The organism is Actinomadura darangshiensis (genome assembly GCF_004349235.1).
In the GTDB taxonomy this organism is placed as follows: Bacteria; Actinomycetota; Actinomycetes; order Streptosporangiales; family Streptosporangiaceae; genus Spirillospora; species Spirillospora darangshiensis.
The window spans coordinates 1-25,766 of the sequence record NZ_SMKY01000006.1 but is presented as its reverse complement, the minus strand read 5'-3'; the positions used below and the strand labels follow the sequence as shown (position 1 = coordinate 25,766).

Genomic DNA, 25,766 nt, shown 5'->3' with positions numbered 1-25,766 from the left:
CTCAACCGGCCCGCCGGAGCCTGGACAGGGTCGGGACGGCCGCCAGGAACACCCAGGTGACGAGCACGAAAGGCCAGGTCAGGGTGTGGCCGCCGACCACGTCGAACACGGTGGTGATGCCGGCGGTCAGGGCGGCGGCCGTGGCCGCCCCGATCACCGCGTAGACCACGCCGGCCGCGCTCAGCGCGACGAACGTGCCGGTCAGCGCGATCCCGGTCAGCACCGCGTTGTAGCCGTAGAGCCCGGCGCCGATGTCGGCGGTCTGCGCCCCGAAGCTCCAGGCGACCAGCAGCCCGATGAGGCTCGCCAGCCCGGCGGCCGCCGCCACGCGCCGGCTCGCCACCGCCAGCCCCACCAGGAAGATCAGGCCCACGTACCAGGTGTCCTGGAAGAACACCTGGCCGATGCCGTTGAACAGGCCGTGCCAGAAGGCGGTCCACGTCATCGCCGTGCCGGGGTCGGTGGCGGACGGCGGGGCGTTGGCCGGATGGCCGGCCCACACCCGCTCGAACGAGGGGGCTCCGATCACCATCACCGATACGACCACGCAGAACGGCGCGGTGAGGGCCGGCAGGTCGTAGGGCGTGAGGACGGTGCGCATCGCCGAGGCGAGCACACTGCCCGCGACGGCCGACCCGGCGACCAGGGCCGCCGTCGTCCAGCTCGTACCCAGGTAGAGGACGAGGGCGACGCCGATGAGCGTCCCGCAGAACCCTTCGAGTCCCGTGCTGACCCGGCCGGGCCGGACGCCCAGCAGGTAGGCGGTCACGGTGGCCACGATCGTGCCGAGCAGGCCGAACACGCCGAACTGCCAGCCGCCGGCGAAGAGCGCGATGATGAAGATGAGCCCGGTCGGGGAGCCGGGCTGGAAGTCGACCTGGGCGACGCCGCGCGGGATGCTCAGCAGCGCGTCCAGCGGACGTGGCCGCGGGGACGGATGCTCGGCCTCCGCGGTGTCCACGGCCGCCGGTGCCGCCGCCATCACGCTCTCCCGTCGGGGCGATGAGAGGCCGTCATGTCCGGCCGTCCGCATGGATTGCCACGCCTTCACATTTCCCACCGCGAACCGCAGCAAAATGGCGCTCAGGCAAATGCGGGTCAAGGTTGCCAAGTGCGGCGTTTGCCCTGTCTCCGGCGGGCGTACATAGACCGGGAGTACTCCGCCGGGAGGCGGCTCCCGGGGACGGAGAGAGAAACGACCGAGAGGTCTGAAATGTCCACGGGGCTGAATACGGGCGATTCCGCATGGCTGATGGTGAGCACCGCGATGGTGCTCCTCATGACGCCCGGACTCGCCTTCTTCTACGGCGGCATGGTCCGCTCCAAGAACATGCTGACGATGCTCTACATGAGCTTCATCTGCATCAGCCTGGTGACGGTCCTGTGGTTCCTCTACGGGTACGGCATGGCGTTCGGCAATGACGCCGGCGGCGGGTTCATCGGCTGGGGCGACTGGCGCCTCGGCCACGTCCCGCCGAACGCGCTGCAGGGCCGCATCCCCGAGCAGATCTACGCCTGCTTCCAGCTCACCTTCGCGATCATCACCGTCGCCCTGATCAGCGGTTCGATCGCGGGCCGCGCCCGGTTCGGCCCCTGGATGCTGTTCGCCGCGGTGTGGGTGACGCTCGTCTACCTGCCCATCGCGCACTGGGTCTTCGCGCCGTCCGGGTGGCTCAACTCCTGGGGCGTGCTGGACTTCGCCGGCGGGCTCGTCGTCGAGCTGAACTCGGGCATCTCCGGGCTGGCTCTCGCGCTGGTGCTCGGCCCCGGCGTCGCGTTCCGGCGCGGGGAGGGGCCCCGGCCGGACAACGTCCCGTTCGTCCTGCTCGGCCTCGGGCTGCTGTGGTTCGGCTGGTTCGGCTTCAACGCGGGGTCGGCGCTGAGCGACGGCGGCCTGGCCACCCGCGCCTTCGTCAGCACCATGATCGCGGGGTGCGCGGGCATGCTGGCCTGGCGGCTGCTGGAATGGCTCCGCTTCCGGCGGATGAGCAGGCTCGGATCGGCCAGCGGCGCGCTGGCGGGGCTGGTGGCCATCACGCCGTCCTGCGCCTTCGTCGGCGTCGAGGGCGCCTTCGCGATCGGCGTCGTGGCGGCGCTCGTGTGCACCTACGCGGTCGAGCTGAAGCTGGTGGCCGGATACGACGACACCCTCGACGTCACCGGCATCCACGGTGCCGGCGGCATCGTCGGGGTCGTCGCGCTCGGATTCCTCGCCACCGGCTGGGACCAGGGCGCGCCCGGCCTCTTCTACGGCGGCTCGGCCGCCCTGCTGGGCAAGCAGGTCGTCGCCGTGCTCGCCGTCGGCCTCTACGCCTTCACCGTCACCTACCTCATCGGCAGGGTCGTCGACCGCCTCACCCGGATGCGCATGACCGACGAGGAGCAGGCCAGGGGGACCGATTCCGCCTTCGCCGAGGGCTAGCGGCGTCCCGGGCGCCGATGTCACGTTCTCGGAGGCCGGTCCCGTCGTGAGGGGTGAAAGCGAGATCAGCTGAGACGGAGGAACAATGGCGGCGCGGATTCTGGTCACCGGGGGTACGGGGACGCTTGGACGGCACGTCGTCCCGCTTCTGCGGGACGCGGGACGGGACGTGCGGGTGCTCAGCCGGAGCAGGCGCGAGCCCGCGGCGGGCGTCGAGTACGTGACCGGTGACCTGCTCAAGGACGAGGGGGTCGACGCCGCGATGGACGGCGTCGAGACCGTCCTGCACCTCGCGGGCGCCAACAAGGGCGACGACGAGGTCGCGCGGAACCTGATGCGGGCGGTGCAGAAGGCGGGCGTGCGGCATGTGGTGCTGATCTCGGTCATCGGGGCCGACCGGGTGCCGCTCGCCTGGCTCAGGACGCAGGTGGCGGCGGAGCAGGCCCTGATCGACTCGGGGGTCCCGTACACGATCCTGCGCGCCGCCCAGTTCCATGACCTGGTGCTGAAGACGGTGCAGGCCATGGCGAAGATGCCGGTCGTGCCGATCCCGGGCGGGCTCCGGTTCCAGCCGGTCGACGCCCGCGAGGTCGCCGAGCGGCTCGTGCAGCTGGCGCTCGGGGAGCCGGCCGGACGCGTCCCCGACCTGGCCGGGCCCAAGGTCTACGGGATGCGCGAACTCGCCGGCGGCTACCTGGAGGCGCGCGGCAAGCGCCGCCCGAAGATGCCGGTCCGCATCCCCGGGAAGGCCGGCCGGGCCTACCGCGCCGGCGACAACATGACTCTGGAGGGCGCCGACCACGGCACCCGAACCTGGGAGGACTTCCTGGCCGAGCGCCTGGGCAAGACCGACCCGTCCCCGCGGCTGGCGGCCCGCTGACCGGGTCAGCCGGATCGGCCGGCGCGGCGGATCTCGGCGTCGTAGTCGGCCATGGGCTGGAGGCCGGCTTCGGCGCGGCGGGCGTCCAGGGTGTCCGGGTCTTCGATGGGCTGGGGGCCGTAGGCCGCGCCGAACCCCCCGTACTGCGTTCCGTACAGTTGCGGGCGGCCGGCGTTGACCCGGACGCGGTCCTCCAGGTAGGCGAGGTCCTTGCGCGCGGCGTCCCCGGACTCGACCGCCTCGCGCAGCAGCGCCAGGAAGGCGCGCTGGACGTCCGGCCGCCGGTCGGCGTGCTGGGCGAGCAGCCAGGCCGCGTGCGCCGCCTCCGGTCCGACCGCGGCGATGCCGGGCCAGCCGTGCCGGCGGACGACGCGGGCGAGCCACGTCGTGTTGCGGCGGTCGATCCACAGAGCGTGCAGGCCCTGCCGCAGTGTCAGCCGGCCGGTCTCCGCGGCCGCCGTGCGGATCCGCTGGTCGCGTTCCAGTCGCCGTAACAGCTCGGCCCGCAGTTCCTCCATGGCATCACTATCGCTCAGTGGTGGCCGAGGACGGTGAGCGCGAGGAGGGAGACGGTGCCGACCAGGAGGGTCGAGAGGGCGCCGAGGAGGAGGCCGCGCCGTCCCGTCCGCAGGAGCGACCGGATGCGGACGGACGTCCCCAGCCCGAACATCGCCGCCGCCAGCAGCACCGTCGAGAGCTCCTTCGCGCCGGTCAGGACGGGGCCGGGCACGACGTCCGCGCTGCGCAGCAGGAGCATCACGAGGAAGCCGGCGACGAAGAGCGGCACGATCGGCGGGCGCTTCCCGCCGGCGGCGCCGCCCGCCTTCCGTTCGACGACGCCCATCCCGGCCACCATGGGCGCGAGCAGCACCACCCGGGTCAGCTTCACGATCACGGCCGTGCCGACGGCCGCCGCACCGGCGGGGGAGGCGGCCGCGACGACCTGCGCGACCTCGTGGACGCTCAGCCCGGCCCACATGCCGAGCGTCTCGGGATCCAGCCCGAACACGCGGGTGCCGAGGAACGGGACGACGGCGATGGCGGCGCCGCCGTAGATCGTCACCAGGGTCACGGCGGTCGCGACGTCCTCCTTCTTGCTGCGGGCGACGCTGTCCATCGCGACGATCGCGGACGCCCCGCAGATCGAGAACCCGGTGGCGACCATGAGCCCGAGGCCGCGCGAGACGCCGAGCAGCCGGGCGAGGGCGAGCGTCCCGGTGAAACCGGTGAGGACGGTGACCGTCACGACGGCGAGCATGCCGGGGCCGAGGTGCAGCACCTCGCCCAGGCTGAGCTGGAGGCCGAGCAGCACCACGCCCGCGCGCAGGAACGCGCGGGTCGCCCACTGGAGGCCGTGCGACGCCGCCGCGGGCAGCGCCCCGCCGACCAGGACGCCGAGGAGCACCGCGACGGTCAGGGCGCTCAGCGCGGGGACGAGCCGGTTGGTCCCCATCGCCACGGCCGCGCCGCCCGCCGCCACCGCGATGCCGGGCCAGATGTGCGGCCCGGACTGCGGTGATCTTGTTCGAGGCGGGCGGACCTTCTCCAGCGTGCTCATGCGTACGAGGCTTCCGCGTGGCGCTCGGTCCCGGTACCAGCCGTTTTGGCCTCACGTCATAGCCTGGGGGAATGACCGCCCCACCCGATGTCGACTCGCTGCGGCTGCTCGTCCTGGTCGCCGAGCGGGGCAGCCTGACGGCCGCCGCCGGGGAGCTGCGGATCAGCCAGCCGTCGGCGAGCAAGCGGCTGTCCCGGCTGGAACGGCGGCTCGGGGTCCGCCTCGTCGAACGCACCCGCCGCGGCTCGTCCCTCACCCCGGCCGGGACGCTGGTGACCGGGTGGGCGCAGCGGGTCCTGGACGCCCTGAACGCGCTGTCCGACGGCGTCGAGGCGCTCCGCCGCGAGCGCACCGGCAACCTCACCGTCGCCGCCAGCCTCACCATCGCCGAGTACCTGCTGCCCGCCTGGATCGGGGAACTGCGCCGCGGCGACCCCGACCTGCACGTCGGCATGCAGGTGCGGAACTCGGCGCACGTCTGCGACCTCGCGCGGGACGGCGAGGTCGACATCGGCTTCATCGAGTCGCCGGGCCGCCCGCCCGGCCTGCGGTCGCGGACCGTCGCGCGGGACCGCCTCGTCCTGGTCGCGCCGCCCGGCCACCGCTGGGCGCGCCGCAAGCGTCCCGTCCCGCCCGCCGAGGTCGCCGCCACCCCGCTGATCAGCCGGGAGGCGGGGTCGGGCACCCGGGAGGCCGCCGCGCAGGCGATGGCCGCGCACGGCGTGGACCTCGTCCCGCCGCTGCTGGAGCTCGGCTCCAGCACGGCCGTGCGCAGCGCGGTCGTCGCGGGCGCGGGCCCGGCGCTGATCAGCGAGCTCGTCGTGGCCGCCGACCTGGCGACCGGGACGCTCGCCGAGATCCCCGTCGGCGGCGTGACGCTGGAGCGGTCGCTGCGCGCCGTCTGGCGGACCGGCACGACGCCGTCCGGCCCCGCCGCCGCCCTCCTGACCTGCGCCAGCCGCACCGACCGCCAGAAGTAGGTCAGGCGATGTCGGTTTCGATCTGTTTGCGGAGGACCTTGCCGGTGGCGTTGCGGGGGAGGGGGTCGGTCGTGATGTGCCAGCGGGACGGGACCTTGAAGTAGGCGAGCCGCTCGCGCGCGAAGGCCGCCAGGTCGTCGGTGGAGGGCGTGGAGCCGGCGAAGACCGTCACCGCCGCGACCTCCTGGCCGAGGTCGGGGTGCGGGACGCCGATGACGATGCACTCGCGCAGCCCCGGGAACTCGGCGAGGACGTTCTCGATCTCCGCCGGGTAGACGTTCTCGCCGCCGCGGATGATCAGGTCGGAGCGGCGGGTGGTGAGCCGCAGCCGGCCGTCCTCGACCATGCCGATGTCGCCGGTGTGCATCCAGCGGTCCGCGTCGAAGGTGCGGGCGGTGGCCTCCGGGTCGCGCCAGTAGCCGGTCATGTTGTAGGCGCTGCGGACGCAGACCTCGCCCTCGACTCCGTCCGCGACCGCCCGGTTGTCCGGGTCGCGGATCTCCAGCTGGACGCCGATCGTCGGGCGGCCGAGCGTCCCGGGCGCCTCCGCGAGGTCGGCAGGGGTGGCGGTGGAGATGCCGGTGCACGACTCGGTGAGCCCGTAGCTGTCGACGACGCCGCCCTTCGCCGGCGGGAACACCGCCTGGAGCCGCGCCTTGAACGCGGGCGAGGACGGCGCCGTGGCCAGCGAGAACGCCGACAGCGAGGAGACGTCGTACTTCGACAGGTCGCCGTGCTCGATCATCCGGTTCGCCATCGTCGGGACGGCGCCCCAGTTCGTCACCCGCTCCTTCTCGATCAGCCCGAGGACCCGGTCCACGTCGAAGCCGCCCTCGTGCATGATCACGGCGGTGCCGGTCGCGAGCCGCGGCACGGCCAGGTTGTGCAGGCAGGCGATGTGGAACAGCGGCAGCGCCAGCAGGTAGCGGCGCGCGGACGGGTCGTCGCCGAACTCGCGCATCAGCGCGTCGTTGAACCGGTGGTACTCGACCACCGAGGTCAGGTTCCGGTGCGAGTGCACGGCCCCCTTGGGACGGCCGGACGTGCCGCTCGTGTAGAGGATGACCGCCGGGTCGTCCTCGGCGGCGTCCGGGACGTCGAGGACGGCGTCCGGGTAGCGGGCCATCAGCGACGGGACGTCCTTCTCGACCGTCAGCACGTCCTCGGAGATCAGCGCGGCCCGCTTCTCGTCGGCGATGACGACCTTCGGGTCGGTGTGCCCGAGCGCGTACTCGATCTCGCGGGGCGCCCACCAGGCGTTGTAGCCGACCGCGACGCCGCCGGCGGCGATCGTGGCCCAGAACGAGACGATCCACTCGGGGCCGTTCGCGGCGTCGATCGCGATGCGGTCGCCGGGTTGCACGCCGAGGTCGTCGCGCAGCGCCCTCGCCATCGACGCGACCGCGGCGGCGTGCTCGGCGAAGCTCACCCGGCGGGACGCGGTGACGAGGTAGTCCCGGTCGCCGAAGGACGCCGACCGGGTGAGCACCTCACCGAGGTTGCGGGCGCGGTTCGCGAACACGGGCAGCCGCGCGCCGAGCACGTCCTCCTCGCGCAGCTCGAACTCGCCGCCGGGACCGGTCAGCTTCCGGACGATCTCCATGGGACCCCTTCTCCTCGCCGCAGGGCTCATTGTCGGCCGCCGCTTACGGGCTTCACCAGGGCATTCCGCTGAGCGGGACGGCGCGAAGCGGCCCGTCCCGAGGTCATTCCCAGTGAGCGGGACTGGGCGTATCACGTGTGCCGGGTCACCTCACGATGACCTGCACCAGGACTGACGGACCCGGAACGACCAGGCGTGAGCCCGGCCGGCCGGGCCCGGCGCGAAGCAGGACTGAGCGGGAGTGGCAATGGGAAGCCTCAGCGGCAAGGTCGCGATCGTGACCGGAGCGGGACAGGGCGTCGGGCAGGGCATTGCGCTCGCCCTGGCGTCGGAGGGCGCGGCGGTCGCCGTGCTCGGCCGGACGGAGGCCAAGCTCGAGGCGACGTGCGAGCTGATCCGGGCGCGCGGCGCGAAGGCGGAGCCCTTCGTCTGCGACGTGGCCGACACCGAGGCGATCCCCGCCCTGGTGGACCGGGTCGCCGAGACGTTCGGCGGCATCGACGTCCTCGTCAACAACGCCTACTCGGGCTCCTACGGCCCGCTGCTGGAGATGAGCGACGCCAAGTTCCAGAAGGGGTTCGTGAGCGGCCCGTTCGCGGCGTTCGCGTTCATGAGGGCGTGCCATCCGCACATGAAGGCGCGCGGCGGCGGCAGCATCGTCAACCTCGTCACGTCCGCGATGGTGCGCTGGGACCCGGCCACCTACGGCGCCTACGCGGCCGCCAAGCAGGCCCTCCGGTCGCTGACCCGGACGGCCGCCGCCGAGTGGGGCCCGGACGGCATCCGCGCCAACAACATCGCCCCGCACGCCCTCTCACCCGGGCTGAAGTGGTGGGCGGAGAACAACCCCGAGGCGGCCGAGGAGTTCCGCCGGACGATCCCGCTCGGCTACATCGGCGACTGCGAGGACGACATCGGCAGGGCCGTGGCGGCGCTCGTCCAGCCCGCCATGCGCTACCTCACCGGGGCGACGATCCCGCTGGACGGCGGCCAGGCCAACTTCGGCTGACCGGCCCGCCCGTCCGCCCGCACACGCGCTCCCCGCCGCTTCACCCACCCCACCTGCCGCATGCGCGGCGGGTGAAAGGAGTACGTCCGCAATGAAGGTCGACAAGATCGGACGCCTCGCAGCGGGCGCCTTGGCGGTCGCGCTCGCGACCGCGTCCTGTGCCAGCGACCGTTCCGGCACCGACGGGCTGTCCGCAGGGGGCGGCTCGGGCGGCAGCGGTTCGAGCACGGGCGCCAAGACGTTCGGGACGCTGCCGTCCCCGTGCGGCCCCGGCGACGCCAAGGGCAAGACCGACCAGGGCGTCACCGACGGCGCCGTCACCATCGGCTACGGCGACGACCGCGGCTTCACCTCCGCGCCCGGCCTGTCCAAGGAGATGGGCGACGCCGTCGGCGCCATGATCGACTGGTGCAACGGGCAGGGCGGCATCAACGGGCGCAAGATCAAGGGCAACCAGTACGACGCCGCCTACATGCAGGCCGCGAAGGTCGTGCAGGAGTCCTGCAAGCAGGACTTCATGCTCGTCGGGCAGGGCTTCGCGATGGACGAGGCCGCCGAGCAGTACCGGGTGGGCTGCAAGCTGCCGACCGTCGCCGGCTTCACCGTCGGCCCGAACGCGGCGATGGGCCCGATGAAGTACGAGGCCGTCCCGTACCCGGTGGACATGCTGAACATCGGCGGGCTCCGCATCGCCGAGAAGCTGTTCCCCGACTTCAAGGACAGGACGGACCTGCTGCTGTCCACGTCCCCGGCCGTCAGCACCGGCACCAGCAAGGTCGCGGGCGCCATGAAGGAGATCGGGATCAAGCCGCTGGACTGCGGCGTCCGGCTGAACGACAAGGGCGAGAGCAGCTACATGCCGTTCGCCGAGAAGATCAAGAAGTGCGGGGCGGGCTACCTGTGGTCGTCCGACTCGCCCGACCCCGGGCAGTTCAGCCTGCTGGAGTCGATCGAACGCGCCGGCGCGCACCCCAAATACGTCTTCGAGGCGACCTGGTACAGCACGCTCGTCTCCAAGTGGAACACCTCGGGGGCCGGTGACGGCCTGCACGTCGGCATGATCTTCCAGCCGTTCGAGAACGCCGGCGAGGTCCCCGCGGTGAAGCAGTACATGGACCTCGTCAACGCCAAGAAGGGCAAGGTCGCACTGCTCGGCATGCAGGCCGCCTCGTCGTTCCTGCTGTGGGCGCAGTCCGCGCAGAAGTGCGGTTCGGACCTGACCCGCCAGTGCGTCGTGAACGAGCTTTCCAAGGTGCACGAGTGGACGGGCGGCGGCCTGCACGCGCCGACCGACCCGGGCGGCAACAAGCCGGCGTCGTGCTCGCTCATGGTCAAGCTGAACAAGACCGAGTACCAGCAGGTCTACCCGAAGGACACGGGCGAGTTCGAGTGCGGCGGCGACTTCGTCGTCAAGACCGATCCGAAGACGTGGGGGGCGGAGCTCAACGGCGACCGGATCTCGACGAAGTTCCTGACCGGCGACGTGATCAAGCCCCAGTCCTCATGAGCACGTTCCTCACATACACGATCCTGGGGCTGGTCCTGGGCTCGGTGTACTCCATCGCGGCCTCCGGGCTCGTGCTGACCTACAACACCTCGGGCATCTTCAACTTCGCCCACGGCGCCCAGGCCATGTTCGGAACGTTCCTGTACTGGCACGTCACCGAGCGGTGGGGCTGGCCGGTGTGGCTCGCGCTGATCGTCGTGGTGGGGCTCGCCGGCCCGGCGATGGGCGCCGCCCTGCACGCCGTCATCATGCGGGGCCTGCGCGGCACCGCCGACGTCACGAAGATCATCGTGACGGTGGCGGTGCTGCTCGGGACCGTCTACCTGGCGCAGTGGATCTGGAACCCGGACGAGGCCCACACCGTCGGCATGTTCTTCGGTGCCGGCGCGAAGATCACGGTGGGCGGCGTGGTCGTCCGGTACCACGAGATCGTCTGCCTGGCCGCCGCCGTCGCGATCGCCGCCGGGCTGCGGGTGCTGTTCACCCGCAGCCGGACGGGCGTGGTGATGCGCGGCTCCGTCGACGACCCCGACCTGCTGCGGCGCAACGGCCACGACCCCGAGCGCGCCGCGATGCTGTCGTGGGCGCTCGGCTCGACGCTCGCCGTCCTCGCCGGGGTGCTGATCGTGCCGATCAGCGGCGGCGGGCTGGACGCGAACGCGCTGACCCTGCTGGTGATCGACGCGTTCGCGGCGGCGATGTTCGGCCGGCTGCGCAGCATACCCCGCACCTTCGCCGGCGCGATGGTGCTCGGCCTGGCCGCCAACTACGTGCTCGCCTACCTGCCGTCGGCGGGCACGTTCACCGGCAACCTGCGCGTCTCGCTGCCGATGATCATCCTGTTCACGGTCCTGGTGGTGCTGCCCCAGGACCGGCTGCGCGGGGCCGCGGTCCGGACCCGCGAGCGGTACCGGGTGCCGGCCGTCCGGGCCGCGGCGGTGTGGGCGGCCGCGCTGGTCGCGGCCGTCTACCTCTACAGCCTGCTGCTGCCGGAGTCGGGCGTCACCACGTTCGCGCTCGGCATGACGTTCGCGATCATCGCGCTGTCGCTGACGGTCCTGACCGGCTACGCGGGCGAGCTGAACCTCGCGCCGCTGGCGTTCGGGGCGGTCGCGACCGTCGTGGCGTTCCACTTCGGCGTGGAGGGCACCGGGCTCGCCGCCCGGATGAACATCCAGGGGGTGCTGCTGGCGGTGGTCGCGGCGGCACTGGTCGGCGGCCTGGTCGCGCTGCCCGCGCTGCGGCTCCGCGGCCTCTACCTGGCACTCGCGACGATGGCGTTCGGCGAGTTCCTGTCGAACATGGTGCTGCGCGACACCACCGAGCACCACCTGTTCGGGACGACGTTCACCCTGTTCCCGGATGGCTCGCTCGTCGTCCCGCCGCTCAAGGTCGGCCCCCTCGATCTGCGGGACGGGACCACGTTCCTGATGACCGCCACCGTCCTGTTCGCGCTGATCGCGGTCGGGCTGGCCGCGCTCCGCAACGGCGGGTACGGGCGGCGGCTCGCGGCGATGAAGGACAGCCCGGCTGCGTCGGCGATGCTCGGGCAGAACCTCGTCCGGCTGAAGCTGAGCGTCTTCATGATCTCCGCGGCGATCGCCGGGCTCGGCGGCGTGCTGATGTCGTCCGCGACCGGGACCGTCGCGCAGGAGAACTTCTCGTTCACCGGCAGCCTCGCGCTGCTGATGCTCGTCGTGGTCGCCGGCATCGGGTACCTCAGCGGCGCCCTGGTCGGCGGGCTGATGGCGGGCGTCGGCTCGGCCGTCCTCGTCTCGACGTTCGGCGACCTGGCGCTGGCGAACGAGGGCATGGCCACGATCTACACGGCGCTCGGCCACCTCGTCCTCGTCGGGACGGCGCTGGTCGGCATGGGCGTCGGCCGGAACCCGAGCGGATTCGTGCACGACATCATCGACGGCTACCGGGCCATGCGGGACGCCAAGCCCGTCCTGTACGGGGCGGGCGCGCTCGGCGCGGTCCTTTACGTCCTCGCGCTCACCGATGTGATCGGCACCTGGACGTTCGCGCTCATCGCCCTGTGCGCGGCGATGCTGCTGCCCGTCGTCGGCCGCAGCTACCTGGCGGAACGGCGGACCCGTCCGGTGCCGCTGGAACTGGCCGGCGTGGACGAGCCCTACACCGACGAGCTGCGCGCGCGCCTCGACCGCGAACTCGGCCTGACCGCCGCCTTGGAGAAGGGAGGGGCCCGTGTCACTGCTTGAGACGAAGGCCATCACCGTCCGGTTCGGCGGCAACACCGCCGTCGACGACGTCGGCCTCACCGTCGACGAAGGGCGGATCACCGGGCTGATCGGCCCGAACGGCGCCGGCAAGACCACGATGTTCAACACCATCACCGGCCTGCAGAAGCCCGCGTCGGGCCAGGTGCTGCTGGACGGGGACGACATCACCAAACTGTCCCCGGCCAAGCGCGCGCGGCGCGGCATGGCGCGGACGTTCCAGCGCCTGGAGCTGTTCCTGTCGCTGTCAGTGCGCGACAACGTCCGCGTCGCCGGCGACATCCTCCGCAGCGGCACCCGCAAGCGGTTCGACCTGGACGAGGAGACCGACAAGGTCCTCGAACGCACCGGGCTCACCGACATCGCCGGCCGCGACGTGTCCGACATCCCGATCGGGCGGGCCCGCGTCGTGGAGGTGGCACGCGCGCTGATGACCTCACCGCGCGTCCTGCTGCTGGACGAGCCCGCGTCCGGCCAGACCGAGCGCGAGACGGAGGCGTTCGCCGGGATGCTCACCGGCCTGGCCGCCGAGGGCCTCGCGGTCTGCCTCGTCGAGCACGACCTGCCGCTGGTCATGCGGCTGTGCGCCACGATCCACGTCCTCGACTACGGCGCGCTCATCGCGTCCGGCACCCCGCGGGAGATCAAGGAGTCGCCGGAGGTCATCGCCGCCTACATCGGCACCGAGGAGGCGTCCCATGGCTGAGGAGGCCGCCCCGCTCCTGGAACTGGAGGGGGTCCGCGCGGGCTACGGCGCCATCGAGGTCCTGCACGGCGTCGACCTGGCGCTGCGGCCGGGGTCGCTGCTGGCGCTGCTCGGCCCGAACGGCGGCGGGAAGTCGACCGCGATGCGGGTCTGCGCGGGCCTGCACCCGCTGGCCGGCGGCGAGCTGCGCTACGCCGGACGCAAGGTGAACGGCGTCTCCGCGCAGGACGCGGCCCGCCTCGGCGTGTGCTCCATCCCCGAGGGCCGCGGGATCTTCCCCAACCTGACGGTGCGGGAGAACCTGTGGGCCGCCACCGGGACCGGCGCCCGCCTCGCCGACCTGGAGGAGAAGGCGTACGCCCGCTTCCCCGTCCTCGGCGAACGCCGCCACCAGCTCGCCGGATCGATGTCCGGCGGCGAGCAGCAGATGCTCGCGCTGTCGCGCGCGCTCGGCACGGACCCGGCGGTGCTGCTGCTCGACGAGCTGTCCATGGGCCTCGCGCCCATGATCGTCACCAAGATGTACGAGACGGTCGCCGAGCTGGTCCAGGGCGGCCTGTCGGTGCTGGTCGCGGAGCAGTTCGCCCGCGCCGTCCTGCCGATCGCCGACACCGCCGCGCTGATGCTGAACGGGCGCGTGGTGGCGGCCGGCCCGCCCGCCGAGATCGAAGACCGGCTGTCCAGCGACTACCTGGGAGGTTGACCCGACATGCTCACTGAGGAACGGCGCCGGCGGTTCAAGGACGACGTGGCGCGGCAGAAGCTCAGGACCGGCCAGTCCCGCTTCGACGGCGTGTTCCGCATCGCCGGGGCCCTGGCCATGGTCGTCGGCGTCGTCGGCACCTTCATCGCCTACAACATCTCGCTCACCAAGGACGACATGCGGGACGTCGGCTCGCTCCAGACCCTCGCCGTCGGCTTCCTGGCGGTGACGGTCCTAGGCGCGGCGGTGTACCTGACGGCCGCGATAACGAGAGTCCTCCGCCTATGGCTCCTACGCCAGCTGATGGAGCACCAGTCGCAGGCAGACCAGTTGGCCGAAGCCCTGAAGTCCCGTTGACTCCCGGTCAGCGGGATGTCCGGAGTGTTCGGGCGTCCCGCTGATTAGCGTTCGTCCGGATGGAGGATTTCTCATGAACGACCCGACGCCCGACGTGTTCGCCCCGGGGAAGCTGGGGCCGGTCACGCTGCGGAACCGCATCGTCAAGGCGGCGACCTACGAGGGGCTGACGAAGGACGGCCAGGTCACCGACGCGCTGATCGACTTCCATGTCCGCCACGCCCGCGGCGGTGTCGGGATGACGACCGTCGCGTACTGCGCGGTCGCGCCGGAGGGGCGCACCGACCGCAGGCAGATCTACTGGCGGGACGAGGCGATGCCCGGCCTGCGGAAGCTGACCGACGCCGTGCACGCCGAGGGAGCCGCCGCCCAGGCGCAGATCGGGCACGCCGGACCGGTCGCCAACCCCAAGAGCAACAAGCTGCCCGCGCTCGCGCCCAGCCGCCACTTCCACCTGACCACGCAGACCTTCACCAAGGCCGTCACGCAGGCGGACCTGGCGCGCGTCGTCGAGGAGCACGCCCGCGCGGGCAGGATGGCGATCGACGCCGGTTTCGACTCGATCGAGATCCACATGGGGCACAACTACCTGACCAGCTCGTTCCTCAGCCCCAAGGTCAACCACCGCAAGGACGAGTACGGCGGGTCGCTGGAGAACCGTGCCCGGCTGGCGCGCGACATCGGCCGCGCCGTCCGCGACGCCGTCGGCGACCGCATCGCGGTCACCGCGAAGCTCAACATGGACGACGGCGTGCCCGGCGGCTTCTGGGTCGATGAGGCCATCCAGGTCGCCCGCTGGCTGGAGGCCGACGGCTCGGTCGACGCCCTCCAGATGACCGCCGGCAGCTCCCTGCTCAACCCCATGTACCTGTTCAAGGGCGACGCGCCGCTGCGGGAGTTCGCGGCCGTCATGAAGCAGCCGACCAAGCTCGGGATCAAGCTCGTCGGCAAGCACTTCCTGAAGTCCTACCCCTACGAGGACCTCTACCTGCTGAAGGACGCCCGGCAGATCCGCGCCGCGGTGAAGCTGCCGATGATCCTGCTCGGCGGCGTCACCGACAAGGCCGGCATGGACACCGCCATGGCGGAGGGCTTCCAGTTCGTCGCGATGGCCCGCGCCCTGCTGCGCGAGCCCGACCTGATCAACCGGATCAAGGACGAGCCCGCCACCGAGTCGCTGTGCATCCACTGCAACAAGTGCATGACCGCGATCTACGGCGGCACCCACTGCGTCCTGTCCACCGAGCCGGCCTGGGGTGCCGCGCGTGCGTGACGAGACGATCGCGGCGCTGCTGCTGGCGCGGCTGGGCGACGACCGGCCGGGCCTGCGCAGCCGCGAGCGCACGTGGACGTGGGACGAGGTCGTCCGGGAGAGCGCGGCGCGGGCTTCGCTGGCCCGCGACCTGCGGCGGGACGGGCCGTTCCACATCGGCGTACTGCTGGAGAACGTCCCCGAGTACATCCTGTGGCTCGGGGCGGCGGCGCTCAGCGGCGCGACGATCGTCGGCATCAACGCGACCCGGACCGGTACCTACCTGGAGCAGGAGGTCCGGCACACCGACCTCCAGCTTCTCGTCACCGACCGGGACGGGCTGAAGCTGCTGGACGGCCTCGACATCGGCGTCCCGCGCGACCGCTTCCTCCTGATCGACGACGACGGCTACGAGGCGAGAGTCGCGGCCCACGCCTGCGAGCCCGCGCCAGACGAGTCGGTCACCCCGCTGACGCAGATCCTGCTGCTGTTCACGTCCGGGACGACCGGGGCGTCGAAGGCGGCGCGCTGCTCGCAGGGCCGCCTCGCCGAGCTGGGCCGCAACAACAGCGCCAAGTACGACATCAAGCGCGACGACATCAGCTACTGCTCGATGCCGCTGTTCCACGGCAACGCGCTGATGGCGCTGTGGGCGCCGTCGCTCGCGGCCGGCGCGGCCGTCGTCCTCGGGCGGAGGTTCTCCGCGTCCGGGTTCCTGCCGGACGTCCGGTACTACGGCGCGACGTTCTTCACCTACGTCGGGAAGGCGATCGGCTACGTCCTCGCCACACCCGAGCTGCCGGACGACGGCGACAACACCCTCACGCACGGATTCGGGACGGAGGCGTCCCCCGAGGACAAGGCCGAATTCCTGCGCCGCTTCGGCGCGAAGCTCGTCGAGGGCTACGGGTCCAGCGAGAGCGCCGGGATGATCAAGCGGGTGCCGGAGACGCCGCCGACCGCGTTCGGTCGCCCCGCCCACGACGGCGTCCGGATCGTCCACCCGGAGACGCGCGAGACCTGCGCGCCCGCGGTCCTGGACGAGCACGGCCGCGTCACCAACGCCGAGGCCGCCGTCGGCGAGATCGTCGACGTGCACGGCGCCGCCAAGTTCGAGGGCTACTACAACAACCCCGAGGCGGACGCGGAGCGCGTCCGGCACGGCTGGTACTGGACGGGCGACCTCGGCTACATCGACGGCGACGGCTTCCTGTACTTCGGCGGGCGGTCCGGCGACTGGATCCGGGTCGACTCGGAGAACATCTCCGCGCTGCTCACCCAGAACGTCGTCCGGCGGCACCCGAAGATCGTGGACGCGGTCGCGTTCGGCGTCCCCGACCCGCGCTCCGGCGACCAGGTGATGGCGGCGGTCGAGGTCCCGCCCGGCGTCGGGTTCGAGGACCTGGACCTCCCGGCGTTCCTCGCCGGCCAGGACGACCTCGGCACCAAGGGCGCGCCGCGGTTCGTGCGCGTCTCGCACGCGTTGCCGACCACCGGCTCGGGGAAGCTCAAGAAGAAGGAACTGCAGCTCGACGGCTGGCGCACCGACGACCCGGTCTTCCGGTGGACCGGCCGGGGCGCGCCCGACTACGTCCCGATGACCGAGGCGGACAAGGCGGCGCTCCGGGAGGAGTTCGTCGCCGCGGGCCGCCGGCGCTTCCTCCCGTAACCGAGAAAGGGCAGGTATGGATCTGCGTGAGTCCGAGGCGCACCGCGAACTGCGCGCGGAACTGAGGGCGTACTTCGCGGGCCTGCTGCCCGCGGACGTGCGGCGCCGCGCCGGCGAGCAGGGCGTCGGCGGCGACCGCTTCCGCGAGATCGTCAAGATGCTCGGCAACGACGGCTGGCTCGGCTACGGCTGGCCGGCGGAGTTCGGCGGGCAGGGCAAGTCCGTCGCCGAGCAGTACGTGTTCTTCGACGAGGTGCAGCGGGCCGGGCTGCCGTTCCCGTTCGTCACGGTCAACACGGTCGGCCCGACGCTGATGCGGTTCGGGACGGACGAGCAGAAGAAGCGCTTCCTGCCCGGAATCCTGTCGGGCGACATCGTCTTCGCGATCGGGTACACCGAGCCCGACGCCGGCACCGACCTCGCCTCGCTGCGCACCAAGGCCGTCCGCGACGGGGACCACTTCGTCGTCGACGGCAGCAAGGTCTTCACCAGCGGCGCCAACACCGCCGACCACATCTGGCTCGCCGCCCGGACGGACCCGGATGCCCCCAAGCACAACGGCATCTCGATCCTGACCGTCCCGACCGACGCGGACGGGTTCTCCTGGAGCCCGATCCAGACCGTCGGCGGGATGATCGTCACGGCGACGTACTACAACGGCGTCCGGGTGCCCGCGTCCTCGGTCGTCGGGGACGTCGACGGCGGCTGGCGCCTGATCACCACGCAGCTCAACCACGAGCGCATCGGGCTCGCCGCGCTCGGCGGCCGGATGATCCGGCTCTGGGAGGACGTCCGCGACTGGGCCCGCGAGAACGGCGCCATCGACCTGCCCTGGGTGCGCGCGGACCTCGCCCGCACGCACGCCAAGCTCGAAGCGATGCGGCTGATGAACTGGAAGATGACGATGGCCGTCGAGGCGGGCACGCTGACCGGCGCGCAGGCCGGAGCCGCCAAGTCCTACGGGACGGAGACGCACATCGACGTCCAGCGGACGCTGACCGGCGTGCTGGGGGCGGCCGGGCGGATCCGCCCCGAATCGCCGGGTGCGGTGCTGTACGGGCAGATCGAGCAGCTGTCCCGGCAGGGCATCGTCAACACGTTCGGCGGCGGCGTCAACGAGGTGCTGCGCGACATGGTCGCCGTCCAGGGACTGGGTCTGCCGAGGTCGAGGCGGTCATGAGCGAATACGAGGAGCGGCTCCAGGCCTGGGTCGGGCGGCCGGTCGGCACGGTGCGCACCGGGCAGGACCCCGTGAACGTCCCCATGATCCGGCACTGGGTCGAGGCGATGGAGGACGGCAACCCCGTCTACCTGGACGAGGCCGCCGCCCGCGCCACCGGACGCGAAGGCGTCGTGGCGCCCGCGTCGATGATCCAGGCGTGGACGATGCGCGGCTACGCGGCGTCCGTCCGAGAAGACCCGGCGGGCCCGGACGAGCTGACCGACCTGCTCGCCGAGGGCGGCTACACCTCCGTCGTCGCCACCGACTCCGAGTTCGAGTTCCACCGCGAGCTGGTGCCCGGCGACCGCGTCAGCGTCGAGGAGACCGTCGACTCGATCTCCCCGGAGAAGAACACCGCGCTCGGCGCAGGACGCTTCGTCAGCACGGTCAAGACGTACCGGGACGCGTCCGGCGAGGTCGTCGCCACGCAGCGCTGGCGCCTCCTGCGCTTCCGCCCGGAGGACAAGGCCGAGCCGAAGCCGCTGCGCCCGCGGCCCGCGATCAACTCCGACAACGCCTTCTGGTTCGAGGCGGCGCGCGAGCACAAGCTGGTCATCCAGCGCTGCGCCGACTGCAAGTCGCTGCGGCACCCGCCCGGCCCGTGCTGCCCGCAGTGCGGCTCGTTCGACTGGGACACCGTCGAGGCGCAGGGCGAGGGCCACGTCTACAGCTACGTCGTCAACCACCACCCGCGCCACCCGGCCTTCGACTATCCGCTGGTCGTCGCGGTGGTCGAGCTGACCGAGGGCACCCGGCTGATCACGAACATGACCGGGGTCGCGCCGCAGGACGTCGAGATCGGCATGGCCGTCGTCGTCGACTGGATCGACCCGGACCCCGACCTCTCCCTACCGGTCTTCCGCCCGGCCGAGAACAAGGAGCGCTGATGGACTTCACGCTTGGCGAAGAGCTTGAGGCGGTCAGGGACCTCGCGCGGCAGATCTTCACCGACCGGGCCACGCAGGAGCGGATCAAGGCCGCCGAGGAATCCGGGCAGGGCTTCGACGAGGCCCTGTGGGCGGAGCTGGGCGACACGGGCCTGCTCGGCGTCGCGCTGCCCGAGGCGGTCGGCGGAGCCGGACTGGGCGTCGCCGGACTGGCCGTCCTGCTGGAGAAGCAGGGGCGGGTCGTCGCGCCGGTCCCGATCTGGCCGTCGGTCGTCGCCGCTCTCACGCTCGCCTCACACGGTTCGACAGAGGTACTGCCTTCCGTTGTGGACGGTTCTACCCGGCTGACGGTCGCGCTTGAGGAGTTCGGGCCGTCCGACCCGGCGTCGCCGCGTTGCGCCGCCGTCCGCGACGGGGACACGTGGCTGCTGACCGGCACGAAGGCCGCCGTCCCCACGCCGTTCGGCACTCGTCATGTCCTGGTCTCGGCCTCCTCGCCGGAAGGCGCGGGCCTGTTCCTGGTCGAGACGTCCGCCGGATCCTGGGAGCGTGCCGAGACCACGAGCCGGGACGTCGCCGGGCACCTCACGCTCGACGGCGCACCGGCCCAGGCCCTCGATCCGGGTGCGTTGGAGACGGTCCTGGAGCTGGCCCGGGTCTCGCTGGCCGCCGTCCAGGTCGGCGTGGCCGACGGCGCGCTGCGCCTGGCCGCCGACTACCTGACGGGACGCGAGCAGTTCGGCCGTCCGCTCGCCACCTTCCAGGCCGTGCAGCACAACCTCGCCGACTGCTACATCGAGATCGACGCGCTCCGCGTCTGCCTCTGGCACGCGGTCTCGCTGGTCGCCGCCGGGGAGGACGCCGAAACCGCCGTCCTGGTCGCCAAGTGGTGGTCGGACGAGGGCGGGCTGAACGTCGTCCACCGCGTCCAGCACCTGCACGGCGGCATCGGCGTGGACGTCGACTACCCGGTGCACCGCCACTTCCTGTGGGGCAAGCAGATCTCCGGGACGCTCGGCGGCGCGTCCGCCGACCTCGACCTGCTGGGAGCCGCCCTGTGAGCAGGAGCTTCGAGGACGTCTCGGTGGGGGAGGAGCTCCCCGAGCTGAGCATCCCGCTGACCCGCACGATGATCGTCGCGACCGCGCTCGCGAGCCGCGACTACCAGGACGTCCACCACGACCCGTCGCTCGCGGTCGAGCGCGGTTCCAAGGACGTCTTCATGAACATCCTCACGACGAACGGGCTCGTCGACCGGTACGTGACGCAGTGGGCCGGGCCCGCCGCCGTGGTGAAGGCCATCAGGATCCGCCTCGGCGCGCCGAACTACCCCGGCGACACGATGCTGCTGACCGGCACGGTCTCGGCCAAGGACGACGGGGGCCGCGTCGAGATCAAGGTGCGCGGCACGAACGCCATAGGCCCGCACGTGACCGGCACCGTCGTCGTCCAACTGCAAGGGAGCGGTGCATGAGCGTCCTGCCAGGGGCGGCCGCGATCGCCGGGATCGGCGCCACCGAGTTCTCCAAGGAGTCGGGCCGCAGCGAGCTGCGGCTCGCCTGCGAGGCGGTCCTCGCCGCGATCACCGACGCGGGGCTCCAGCCGTCCGACGTGGACGGCATGGTGACGTTCACCGCCGACACCAACTCCGAGATCCACATCGCCCGGAACCTCGGCATCGGCGAGCTGAAGTTCTTCTCCCGGATCGGCTACGGCGGCGGCGCCGCGTGCGGCACCGTCCAGCAGGCGGCGATGGCCGTCGCGACCGGCGTCGCCGACGTCGTCGTCTGCTACCGCGCGTTCAACGAGCGGTCCGGCACCCGGTACGGCCTCGGCCAGGCCGACCGGCCGGCGGACGTCAGCGCCGACGGCGCCGCCTACGCGTGGATGAACCCGTTCGGGCTGTCGACCCCAGCCCAGTGGGTCGCGATGTTCGCGCAGCGCTACATGTACGAGTACGGCGCGACCAGCGAGGACTTCGGCCGCGTCGCCGTCGTCGACCGCAAGCACGCCGCCAAGAACCCGGCCGCGTGGTTCTACGAACGGCCGATCACCCTGGCCGACCACCAGGCGTCCCGCTGGATCGCCGAGCCGCTCCGCCTCCTCGACTGCTGCCAGGAGAGCGACGGCGGCCAGGCCCTCGTCGTCGTCTCCGCGGAGCGTGCCCGCGACCTTCCGCACCGGCCGGCCCTGGTCTGGGGGGCCGCCCAGGGCTCGGGCAACGACCAGCACATGATGACGAGCTACTACCGCTCCGAGATCACCGGCATCCCGGAGATGGGCCTCGTGGGACGGCAGCTCTACGCCCAGTCGCGCCTCACCCCGTCCGACGTCCAGGCCGCGATCCTCTACGACCACTTCACCCCGCTCGTCCTGCCGCAGCTCGAAGAGCTGGGCTTCTGCGCCAAGGGCGAGGCCAAGGACTTCGTCGCGGAAGGCAACCTGGAGGCCGGCGGGCGGCTGCCGTTCAACACCCATGGCGGCCAGCTCGGCGAGGCGTACATCCATGGCATGAACGGCATCGCGGAGGGCGTCCGGCTCGTCCGGGGCACGTCCGCGAACCAGCCGGGCGACGTCCACAACGTGCTGGTCACCGCCGGGACCGGCGTCCCGACCAGCGGCCTGGTCCTGGGGGCGGACGCGTGAGCGAATGGCGTGGCCGGGACCTCGGCACCAAGACCGTCACCTACGAAGACACCCAACCCATCCTGTACGCGCTGGCGGTGGGTGCGGGCGCCTCCGACCTGGACCTGGTCTTCGAGGAGCGCCTCCGCGTCCTCCCGACCTTCGCCCTGACCCTCGCGCAATGGGCCCCGGACGCTCTCGCCTCGGCGGGCGCGTTCGACGCGCGAACCACCCTCCACGGCATGCAGCGGCTGCGCGCCCTGAAACCGCTACCGCGCTCAGGCTCCGTAGAGATGAAGGCCCACGTGGCAGAGGTCTGGGACAAGGGCTCGGCCGCCGTCTTCGAGGTGGCCGTGGAAAGCGACTACTTCGAGGCCACCTGGTCGTTGTTCGCCCCAGGGCGCGGCGGCTTCGGCGGCGACCGGGGCCCGTCCGCCCGCCGCCATCCCGATCGGGAGCCGGACGGTTCCCTGACCGTCCAGACGTCCCCCGACCAGGCGGCCCTCTACCGCCTGCTGGGCGACCGCCACCACCTGCACATCGACCCGGAGGCGGCGAAGACGGCCGGAATGCCGCGCCCCATCATGCACGGCCTGTGCACCCTGGCCGCGATCACACTGCCCCTGGCGTCGTCCCAAGGCGCCCACCCGGCCGACCTAACCGAACTGGAAGGCCGCTTCGCCGCCCCGGTCTTCCCAGGCGACGAACTGCGCGTCGACACCTGGAAGGACGCCCCCGCGACCCTGTTCGAGGCCGCAGTGGACGACCGCACGGTCATCTCCGCCGCCCGCGCCCGCTTCGCCTGAGCCGGTCCGCCGGCCGCCCGCACCGGTCCCGCAGCCGTGGGACCGGTGCGTTAAGGGAGTCTTCACCGGCCGTACCGCCCTCGTACCGGATGCGGCACCGACCGCGATCTCGCAGGTCACGGGCATGAGCCGGAGGAGTTGACGGCAGCTTCCGACCAAGGGGGCGGCCGCGGCTGGGCAATGCGTGACGTTTTCCCGCATTTGCCGAGAATGTCACCGTCGCAGTGTCGCCGTTCCCGATCCCCCTCGGGACGCCCCCCGCCCCGGCCGGGAACGGCTGCGGAAGGGCTCCCCCCATGCGACGTGTTCTGTCGTTCCTGCTTCCGGCCGCCCTGGGCGCGGCGCTCATCGGGGTGATGGACGCTCCCGCGTCCGCGACCCCGCCCAACATCCCGTCCGCCGCCACGGCGACGACCCGCCTGGGCGAACTCACCGTCGCCGCCGAATCGCACGGCGACACCTACGACCGCGACCTGTTCCCGCACTGGATCACGATCGACGGCGCCTGCAACACCCGCGAGACCGTGCTCAAGCGGGACGGCACGAACATCACCACCGACTCGTCCTGCTACCCGACGTCCGGCAACTGGACCTCGCCCTACGATGGCGGCACCTGGACCCAGGCGTCCGACCTCGACATCGACCACATGGTGCCGCTCGCCGAGGCGTGGGCGTCCGGTGCCTGGTCGTGGACGACGGCCCACCGCCAGGACTTCGCCAACGAGCTCGACCAGCCCCAGCTGTGGGCCGTGACCGACAACGTCAACCAGTCCAAGAGCGACCAGGACCCCGCGGAGTGGTCACCGCCGACCAGCTCCTTCCGCTGCACCTACGCGCGCGCGTGGATCCAGGTGAAGTGGTCCTACGACCTCACCGTCGACAGCGCCGAGAAGAGCGCGCTCACCACGTGGCTCGGCACGTGCTGAGCTGATCACCTCGTCGCGCGGCACGGGTCGACCCGTGCCGCGCGACGCTTGTTAGGGTGCGGTGGCGTGAGTGAACGCTTGAGGGTCGTCGTCACCGGCGGGAACCGCGGTGTGGGCCGGGAGGTCGCCGCGGAGGCCGTCCGGCGCGGGCACCGGGTGACGATCGTGGCGCGGCGGCCGGACGCGGGCGCGGCGGCCGCGGCGGAGATCGGCGCCGATCTGGTGGTGGGCGACCTGTCGTCCGTCCGGACGGTGCGGGCCCTGGCGGGCGAGATCCCGGAGACCGACGTGCTCGTCCACAACGCGGCGCTCTGGCCCGGCCGGCTCGCGCTCAACGAGGACGGATACGAGCAGGCGTTCTTCACCAACCATCTCGCGCCGTTCCTGCTGAACCGGCTGCTGGAGGCGCGGCTGCGGCGGGTGGTGCAGGTCAGCGCCGCCCTCTACGTCCGGGGACGGGTCGACCCCGGCCGCACGCCCACGGGCCGCGACTTCCACAACGTGCGGACGTACGCCGACACCAAGCTGGCGAACCTGCTGATGGTCCCGCTGTTCGCCGAGCGATGGCGGGACACCGGCGTGACGATCGACGCGGTGCATCCGGGCGTGCTGCGGACCGACCTCACCGTCGGGGACGGGCTGTTCGGGCGCGTGATGAAGGCCGCCAAGTGGACGCTGAAGCCCGCGGGGAAGGCCGCCCGCCCCGTCGCCGACCTGCTGACGGCGGACGGGACGGGCCGGTACTTCCACGTCTCCAAGGAGAGGCCCCTCAAGCGCAAGGCCCTGGACGCGACGCTCGCACGCACGCTCTGGGACGACGCGGCGAGACTGCTCAAAGAGGGCTAGTCCGCCTCGGTGCGCCCCCACATCTCCAGGTAGGCCTCGGCGCCGCGGGCCATGTCGTCGATGATCTCCTGGCCGCCGAAGTTGCGCATGTCGGTGATCCAGTCGGGAACGAGACCGTAGTTGGCGACGCCGTCGGTGTTGAGGTCCCAGGTGCGCTCGCCGGTGCGCAGCCGGTCGAGCGTCACCCCGTTGATCGGGGACGTGTACGGGTAGCGCAGTGGGGTCTTGGAGGCGTCCGCGCGCGGTGGCGGCAGCGCGCCCATGCCGTTGACGTCCAGCCCGTAGCCGTAGCCGAAGGTGTAGCGGGGGTCGCGGGATTCCTTCTTGCGCTTCCATTCCGCCGCGAACTGGTCGGCGGCGTTGCCGTAACCGGTGGCCATTCCGCCGAGCCCGTAGATGCGGCCCATGTAGTGCTCGTCGGTCCAGCTGTGGGACGAGATGACGCCCGAGTAGCGGGCGCCTTCCAGGACGTCCAGCGTCTCGCCGGCGGCCTTGGCGCTCATGTGGTCGATCTCGACGATCATGTGCCGCTTCATCATGCCCTGCAGCATGTACTTCCCGAGGTCGGTCAGGCCGTTGATGTTGCAGTGCGGTGCCGCCGGATACAGCGGCAGCGTGATGCCCGCCTTTCCGAGGTAGCGCAGGATCTCCTGCACGTCGTCGTTGACGGTGCCCGCCGACGCGATGGTGTTGTCGTGGATCGGGCCGGTGCACGTCTCGGCCTGCCAGAAGCGGCCGGTGGCGAGGAAGTTGCCCACGTTGACGATGGCCCCGGTGGTGCCGCCGTCGTACCGGACGCCGCACAGCGCGTTGTCGAACTTGTGGCACAGGAACATGGAGGAGACGCCGAGGTCCTTCGCCTCGTCCAGGCCCCGGTCGATGTCCGCGCGGGTGCACTGCGGGACGCCGCCGATGATCCGGCAGCCGAACGGCTCGGACGTCTCGATGCCGAGGACGACGGCGAGCTTCCCGTCCTGGATGACCTGGCGCGCCTGGTCCGGGCCGCGCACGATGCGGAACCAGCCCTTGCCCTGGCCGCCGTTCTGCGCGTCGATGTAGGACTCCAGCTCGCGCATGCGCTGCGCCTCAAGCCGGATGACGGCCATCTCGTCGCACTTGTTGCGCTTGAGCGGATACAGGTCGCAGAGCTGGCGGTTGGCGACCAGGTGGTTGACGAGGACGCGCTGACCCGCCCGCCAGGAGCGTTCCAGCCACGTGTAGTACGCCTGCTGGTGGGTGCGGGAGTCCCAGGCGGGCCAGTCCTTGAACGTCGGCCAGCCGGTGGGGTCGTGCGTGCCGAACGGCGTGCCGTGCCTGGTGAAGTTCTCGAACCAGGCGAACGCCCCGTTCCCGGCGTGGTCGGGGCAGTCGCGCAGCGCCTCCTGGATGCCGCGCGGGTCGAACGGCTTGCCGCACATCAGCGCGCCGCCGAACGCCTCGTACGACATCAGGTGGCTGTGGGCGTCGATGTAACCGCGCACCTCGCCGCCGGCGGCGCGTGCGGGAGCGGCGGCGTGCGCGGGCGGGGCGGGATGGAAGGCGAGGAGCAGCGCGGCGATCAGCGT

24 protein-coding genes are annotated in these 25,766 nt (G+C 71.8%); 19 read left to right on the top strand and 5 right to left on the bottom strand.

The annotated features are described in order from the left end of the window. Position 1: 1 nt before the first annotated feature. Positions 2-982, bottom strand: a complete 981-nt coding sequence (locus E1293_RS02510) for an urea transporter (RefSeq protein ID WP_132193338.1) — start codon at positions 980-982, stop codon at positions 2-4. A 231-nt stretch (positions 983-1,213) separates the two neighbouring features. Between E1293_RS02510 and E1293_RS02505 the strand changes: the two genes are divergently transcribed. Then, positions 1,214-2,422 (top strand): ammonium transporter, encoded by a 1,209-nt coding sequence (locus E1293_RS02505; protein WP_132193336.1) that lies wholly within the window; start codon positions 1,214-1,216, stop codon positions 2,420-2,422. A gap of 85 nt (positions 2,423-2,507) precedes the next feature. Continuing rightward, positions 2,508-3,302 (top strand): SDR family oxidoreductase, encoded by a 795-nt coding sequence (locus E1293_RS02500; protein WP_132193334.1) that lies wholly within the window; start codon positions 2,508-2,510, stop codon positions 3,300-3,302. A gap of 5 nt (positions 3,303-3,307) precedes the next feature. On the opposite strand, the gene E1293_RS02495 is transcribed toward E1293_RS02500, so the two are convergent. Both E1293_RS02495 and E1293_RS02490 read right to left on the bottom strand, forming a co-directional pair. Beyond that, positions 3,308-3,820 carry a DUF6624 domain-containing protein gene (locus E1293_RS02495; RefSeq protein ID WP_132193332.1) on the bottom strand — a complete coding sequence of 171 codons (513 nt, stop codon included), beginning with the start codon at positions 3,818-3,820 and terminating at the stop codon, positions 3,308-3,310. Positions 3,821-3,834: 14 nt separating this feature from the next. Next, on the bottom strand, positions 3,835-4,860 hold the full coding sequence (locus E1293_RS02490) for a YeiH family protein (RefSeq protein ID WP_132193330.1): 1,026 nt from the start codon (positions 4,858-4,860) through the stop codon (positions 3,835-3,837). 71 nt (positions 4,861-4,931) lie between these two features. On the opposite strand from E1293_RS02490, the gene E1293_RS02485 reads away from it, so the two are divergent. Then, positions 4,932-5,840 (top strand): LysR family transcriptional regulator, encoded by a 909-nt coding sequence (locus E1293_RS02485; RefSeq protein WP_132193328.1) that lies wholly within the window; start codon positions 4,932-4,934, stop codon positions 5,838-5,840. A gap of 1 nt (position 5,841) precedes the next feature. Here E1293_RS02485 and casG read toward each other — a convergent pair whose 3' ends face one another. After that, complete coding sequence (gene casG, locus E1293_RS02480; RefSeq protein ID WP_207938633.1) at positions 5,842-7,443, bottom strand: steroid-24-oyl-CoA synthetase; 1,602 nt, start codon at positions 7,441-7,443, stop codon at positions 5,842-5,844. A gap of 247 nt (positions 7,444-7,690) precedes the next feature. Between casG and E1293_RS02475 the strand changes: the two genes are divergently transcribed. From E1293_RS02475 to E1293_RS02400, 16 genes are all read left to right on the top strand, one after another. Continuing rightward, positions 7,691-8,452 (top strand): SDR family NAD(P)-dependent oxidoreductase, encoded by a 762-nt coding sequence (locus E1293_RS02475; protein WP_132193324.1) that lies wholly within the window; start codon positions 7,691-7,693, stop codon positions 8,450-8,452. A 91-nt stretch (positions 8,453-8,543) separates the two neighbouring features. Then, complete coding sequence (locus E1293_RS02470) at positions 8,544-9,959, top strand: ABC transporter substrate-binding protein (RefSeq protein ID WP_132193322.1); 1,416 nt, start codon at positions 8,544-8,546, stop codon at positions 9,957-9,959. Next, positions 9,956-12,184 (top strand): branched-chain amino acid ABC transporter permease, encoded by a 2,229-nt coding sequence (locus E1293_RS02465; RefSeq protein WP_132193320.1) that lies wholly within the window; start codon positions 9,956-9,958, stop codon positions 12,182-12,184. Before E1293_RS02470 ends, E1293_RS02465 begins: the two co-directional genes overlap by 4 nt. Then, positions 12,171-12,908, top strand: a complete 738-nt coding sequence (locus tag E1293_RS02460; RefSeq protein WP_132193318.1) for an ABC transporter ATP-binding protein — start codon at positions 12,171-12,173, stop codon at positions 12,906-12,908. Before E1293_RS02465 ends, E1293_RS02460 begins: the two co-directional genes overlap by 14 nt. Beyond that, a complete protein-coding gene (locus E1293_RS02455; RefSeq protein WP_132193316.1) occupies positions 12,901-13,611 on the top strand; it encodes an ABC transporter ATP-binding protein in 711 nt (236 codons plus the stop codon). The genes E1293_RS02460 and E1293_RS02455 overlap by 8 nt, the downstream gene beginning before the upstream one ends. 6 nt (positions 13,612-13,617) lie before the next feature. Next, positions 13,618-13,968 carry a hypothetical protein gene (locus E1293_RS02450; RefSeq protein ID WP_132193314.1) on the top strand — a complete coding sequence of 117 codons (351 nt, stop codon included), beginning with the start codon at positions 13,618-13,620 and terminating at the stop codon, positions 13,966-13,968. 73 nt (positions 13,969-14,041) lie between these two features. After that, on the top strand, positions 14,042-15,241 hold the full coding sequence (locus E1293_RS02445; RefSeq protein WP_132193312.1) for an NADH:flavin oxidoreductase: 1,200 nt from the start codon (positions 14,042-14,044) through the stop codon (positions 15,239-15,241). After that, the gene (gene casI, locus E1293_RS02440) at positions 15,234-16,889 is read left to right on the top strand and encodes a steroid-22-oyl-CoA synthetase (RefSeq protein WP_132193310.1); all 1,656 of its coding nucleotides are present in this window, start codon (positions 15,234-15,236) and stop codon (positions 16,887-16,889) included. Before E1293_RS02445 ends, casI begins: the two co-directional genes overlap by 8 nt. Before the next feature lie 16 nt (positions 16,890-16,905). After that, complete coding sequence (locus E1293_RS02435) at positions 16,906-18,069, top strand: acyl-CoA dehydrogenase family protein (RefSeq protein WP_132193308.1); 1,164 nt, start codon at positions 16,906-16,908, stop codon at positions 18,067-18,069. After that, complete coding sequence (locus E1293_RS02430) at positions 18,066-18,998, top strand: bifunctional MaoC family dehydratase N-terminal/OB-fold nucleic acid binding domain-containing protein (RefSeq protein WP_132193306.1); 933 nt, start codon at positions 18,066-18,068, stop codon at positions 18,996-18,998. The genes E1293_RS02435 and E1293_RS02430 overlap by 4 nt, the downstream gene beginning before the upstream one ends. Beyond that, positions 18,998-20,059, top strand: coding sequence for an acyl-CoA dehydrogenase family protein (locus E1293_RS02425; RefSeq protein WP_132193304.1), 1,062 nt, complete (start codon positions 18,998-19,000; stop codon positions 20,057-20,059). Before E1293_RS02430 ends, E1293_RS02425 begins: the two co-directional genes overlap by 1 nt. Continuing rightward, entirely contained in the window at positions 20,056-20,472 is a 417-nt protein-coding gene (locus tag E1293_RS02420) for a MaoC family dehydratase (RefSeq protein WP_132193302.1), read from the top strand. Before E1293_RS02425 ends, E1293_RS02420 begins: the two co-directional genes overlap by 4 nt. Continuing rightward, positions 20,469-21,644 carry a lipid-transfer protein gene (locus E1293_RS02415; protein WP_132193300.1) on the top strand — a complete coding sequence of 392 codons (1,176 nt, stop codon included), beginning with the start codon at positions 20,469-20,471 and terminating at the stop codon, positions 21,642-21,644. The genes E1293_RS02420 and E1293_RS02415 overlap by 4 nt, the downstream gene beginning before the upstream one ends. Then, complete coding sequence (locus E1293_RS02410) at positions 21,641-22,429, top strand: MaoC/PaaZ C-terminal domain-containing protein (protein ID WP_132193298.1); 789 nt, start codon at positions 21,641-21,643, stop codon at positions 22,427-22,429. The genes E1293_RS02415 and E1293_RS02410 overlap by 4 nt, the downstream gene beginning before the upstream one ends. Positions 22,430-22,725: 296 nt before the next feature. Continuing rightward, complete coding sequence (locus E1293_RS02405; RefSeq protein WP_132193296.1) at positions 22,726-23,355, top strand: GmrSD restriction endonuclease domain-containing protein; 630 nt, start codon at positions 22,726-22,728, stop codon at positions 23,353-23,355. Positions 23,356-23,421: 66 nt separating this feature from the next. Continuing rightward, a complete protein-coding gene (locus tag E1293_RS02400; RefSeq protein ID WP_243715965.1) occupies positions 23,422-24,201 on the top strand; it encodes an SDR family NAD(P)-dependent oxidoreductase in 780 nt (259 codons plus the stop codon). On the opposite strand, the gene E1293_RS47240 is transcribed toward E1293_RS02400, so the two are convergent. Further along, positions 24,198-25,766: Coagulation factor 5/8 type domain-containing protein (locus tag E1293_RS47240; protein WP_165978047.1), on the bottom strand; the 1,569-nt coding region annotated here is incomplete at its 5' end. The two genes, E1293_RS02400 and E1293_RS47240, sit on opposite strands and share 4 nt — an antisense overlap.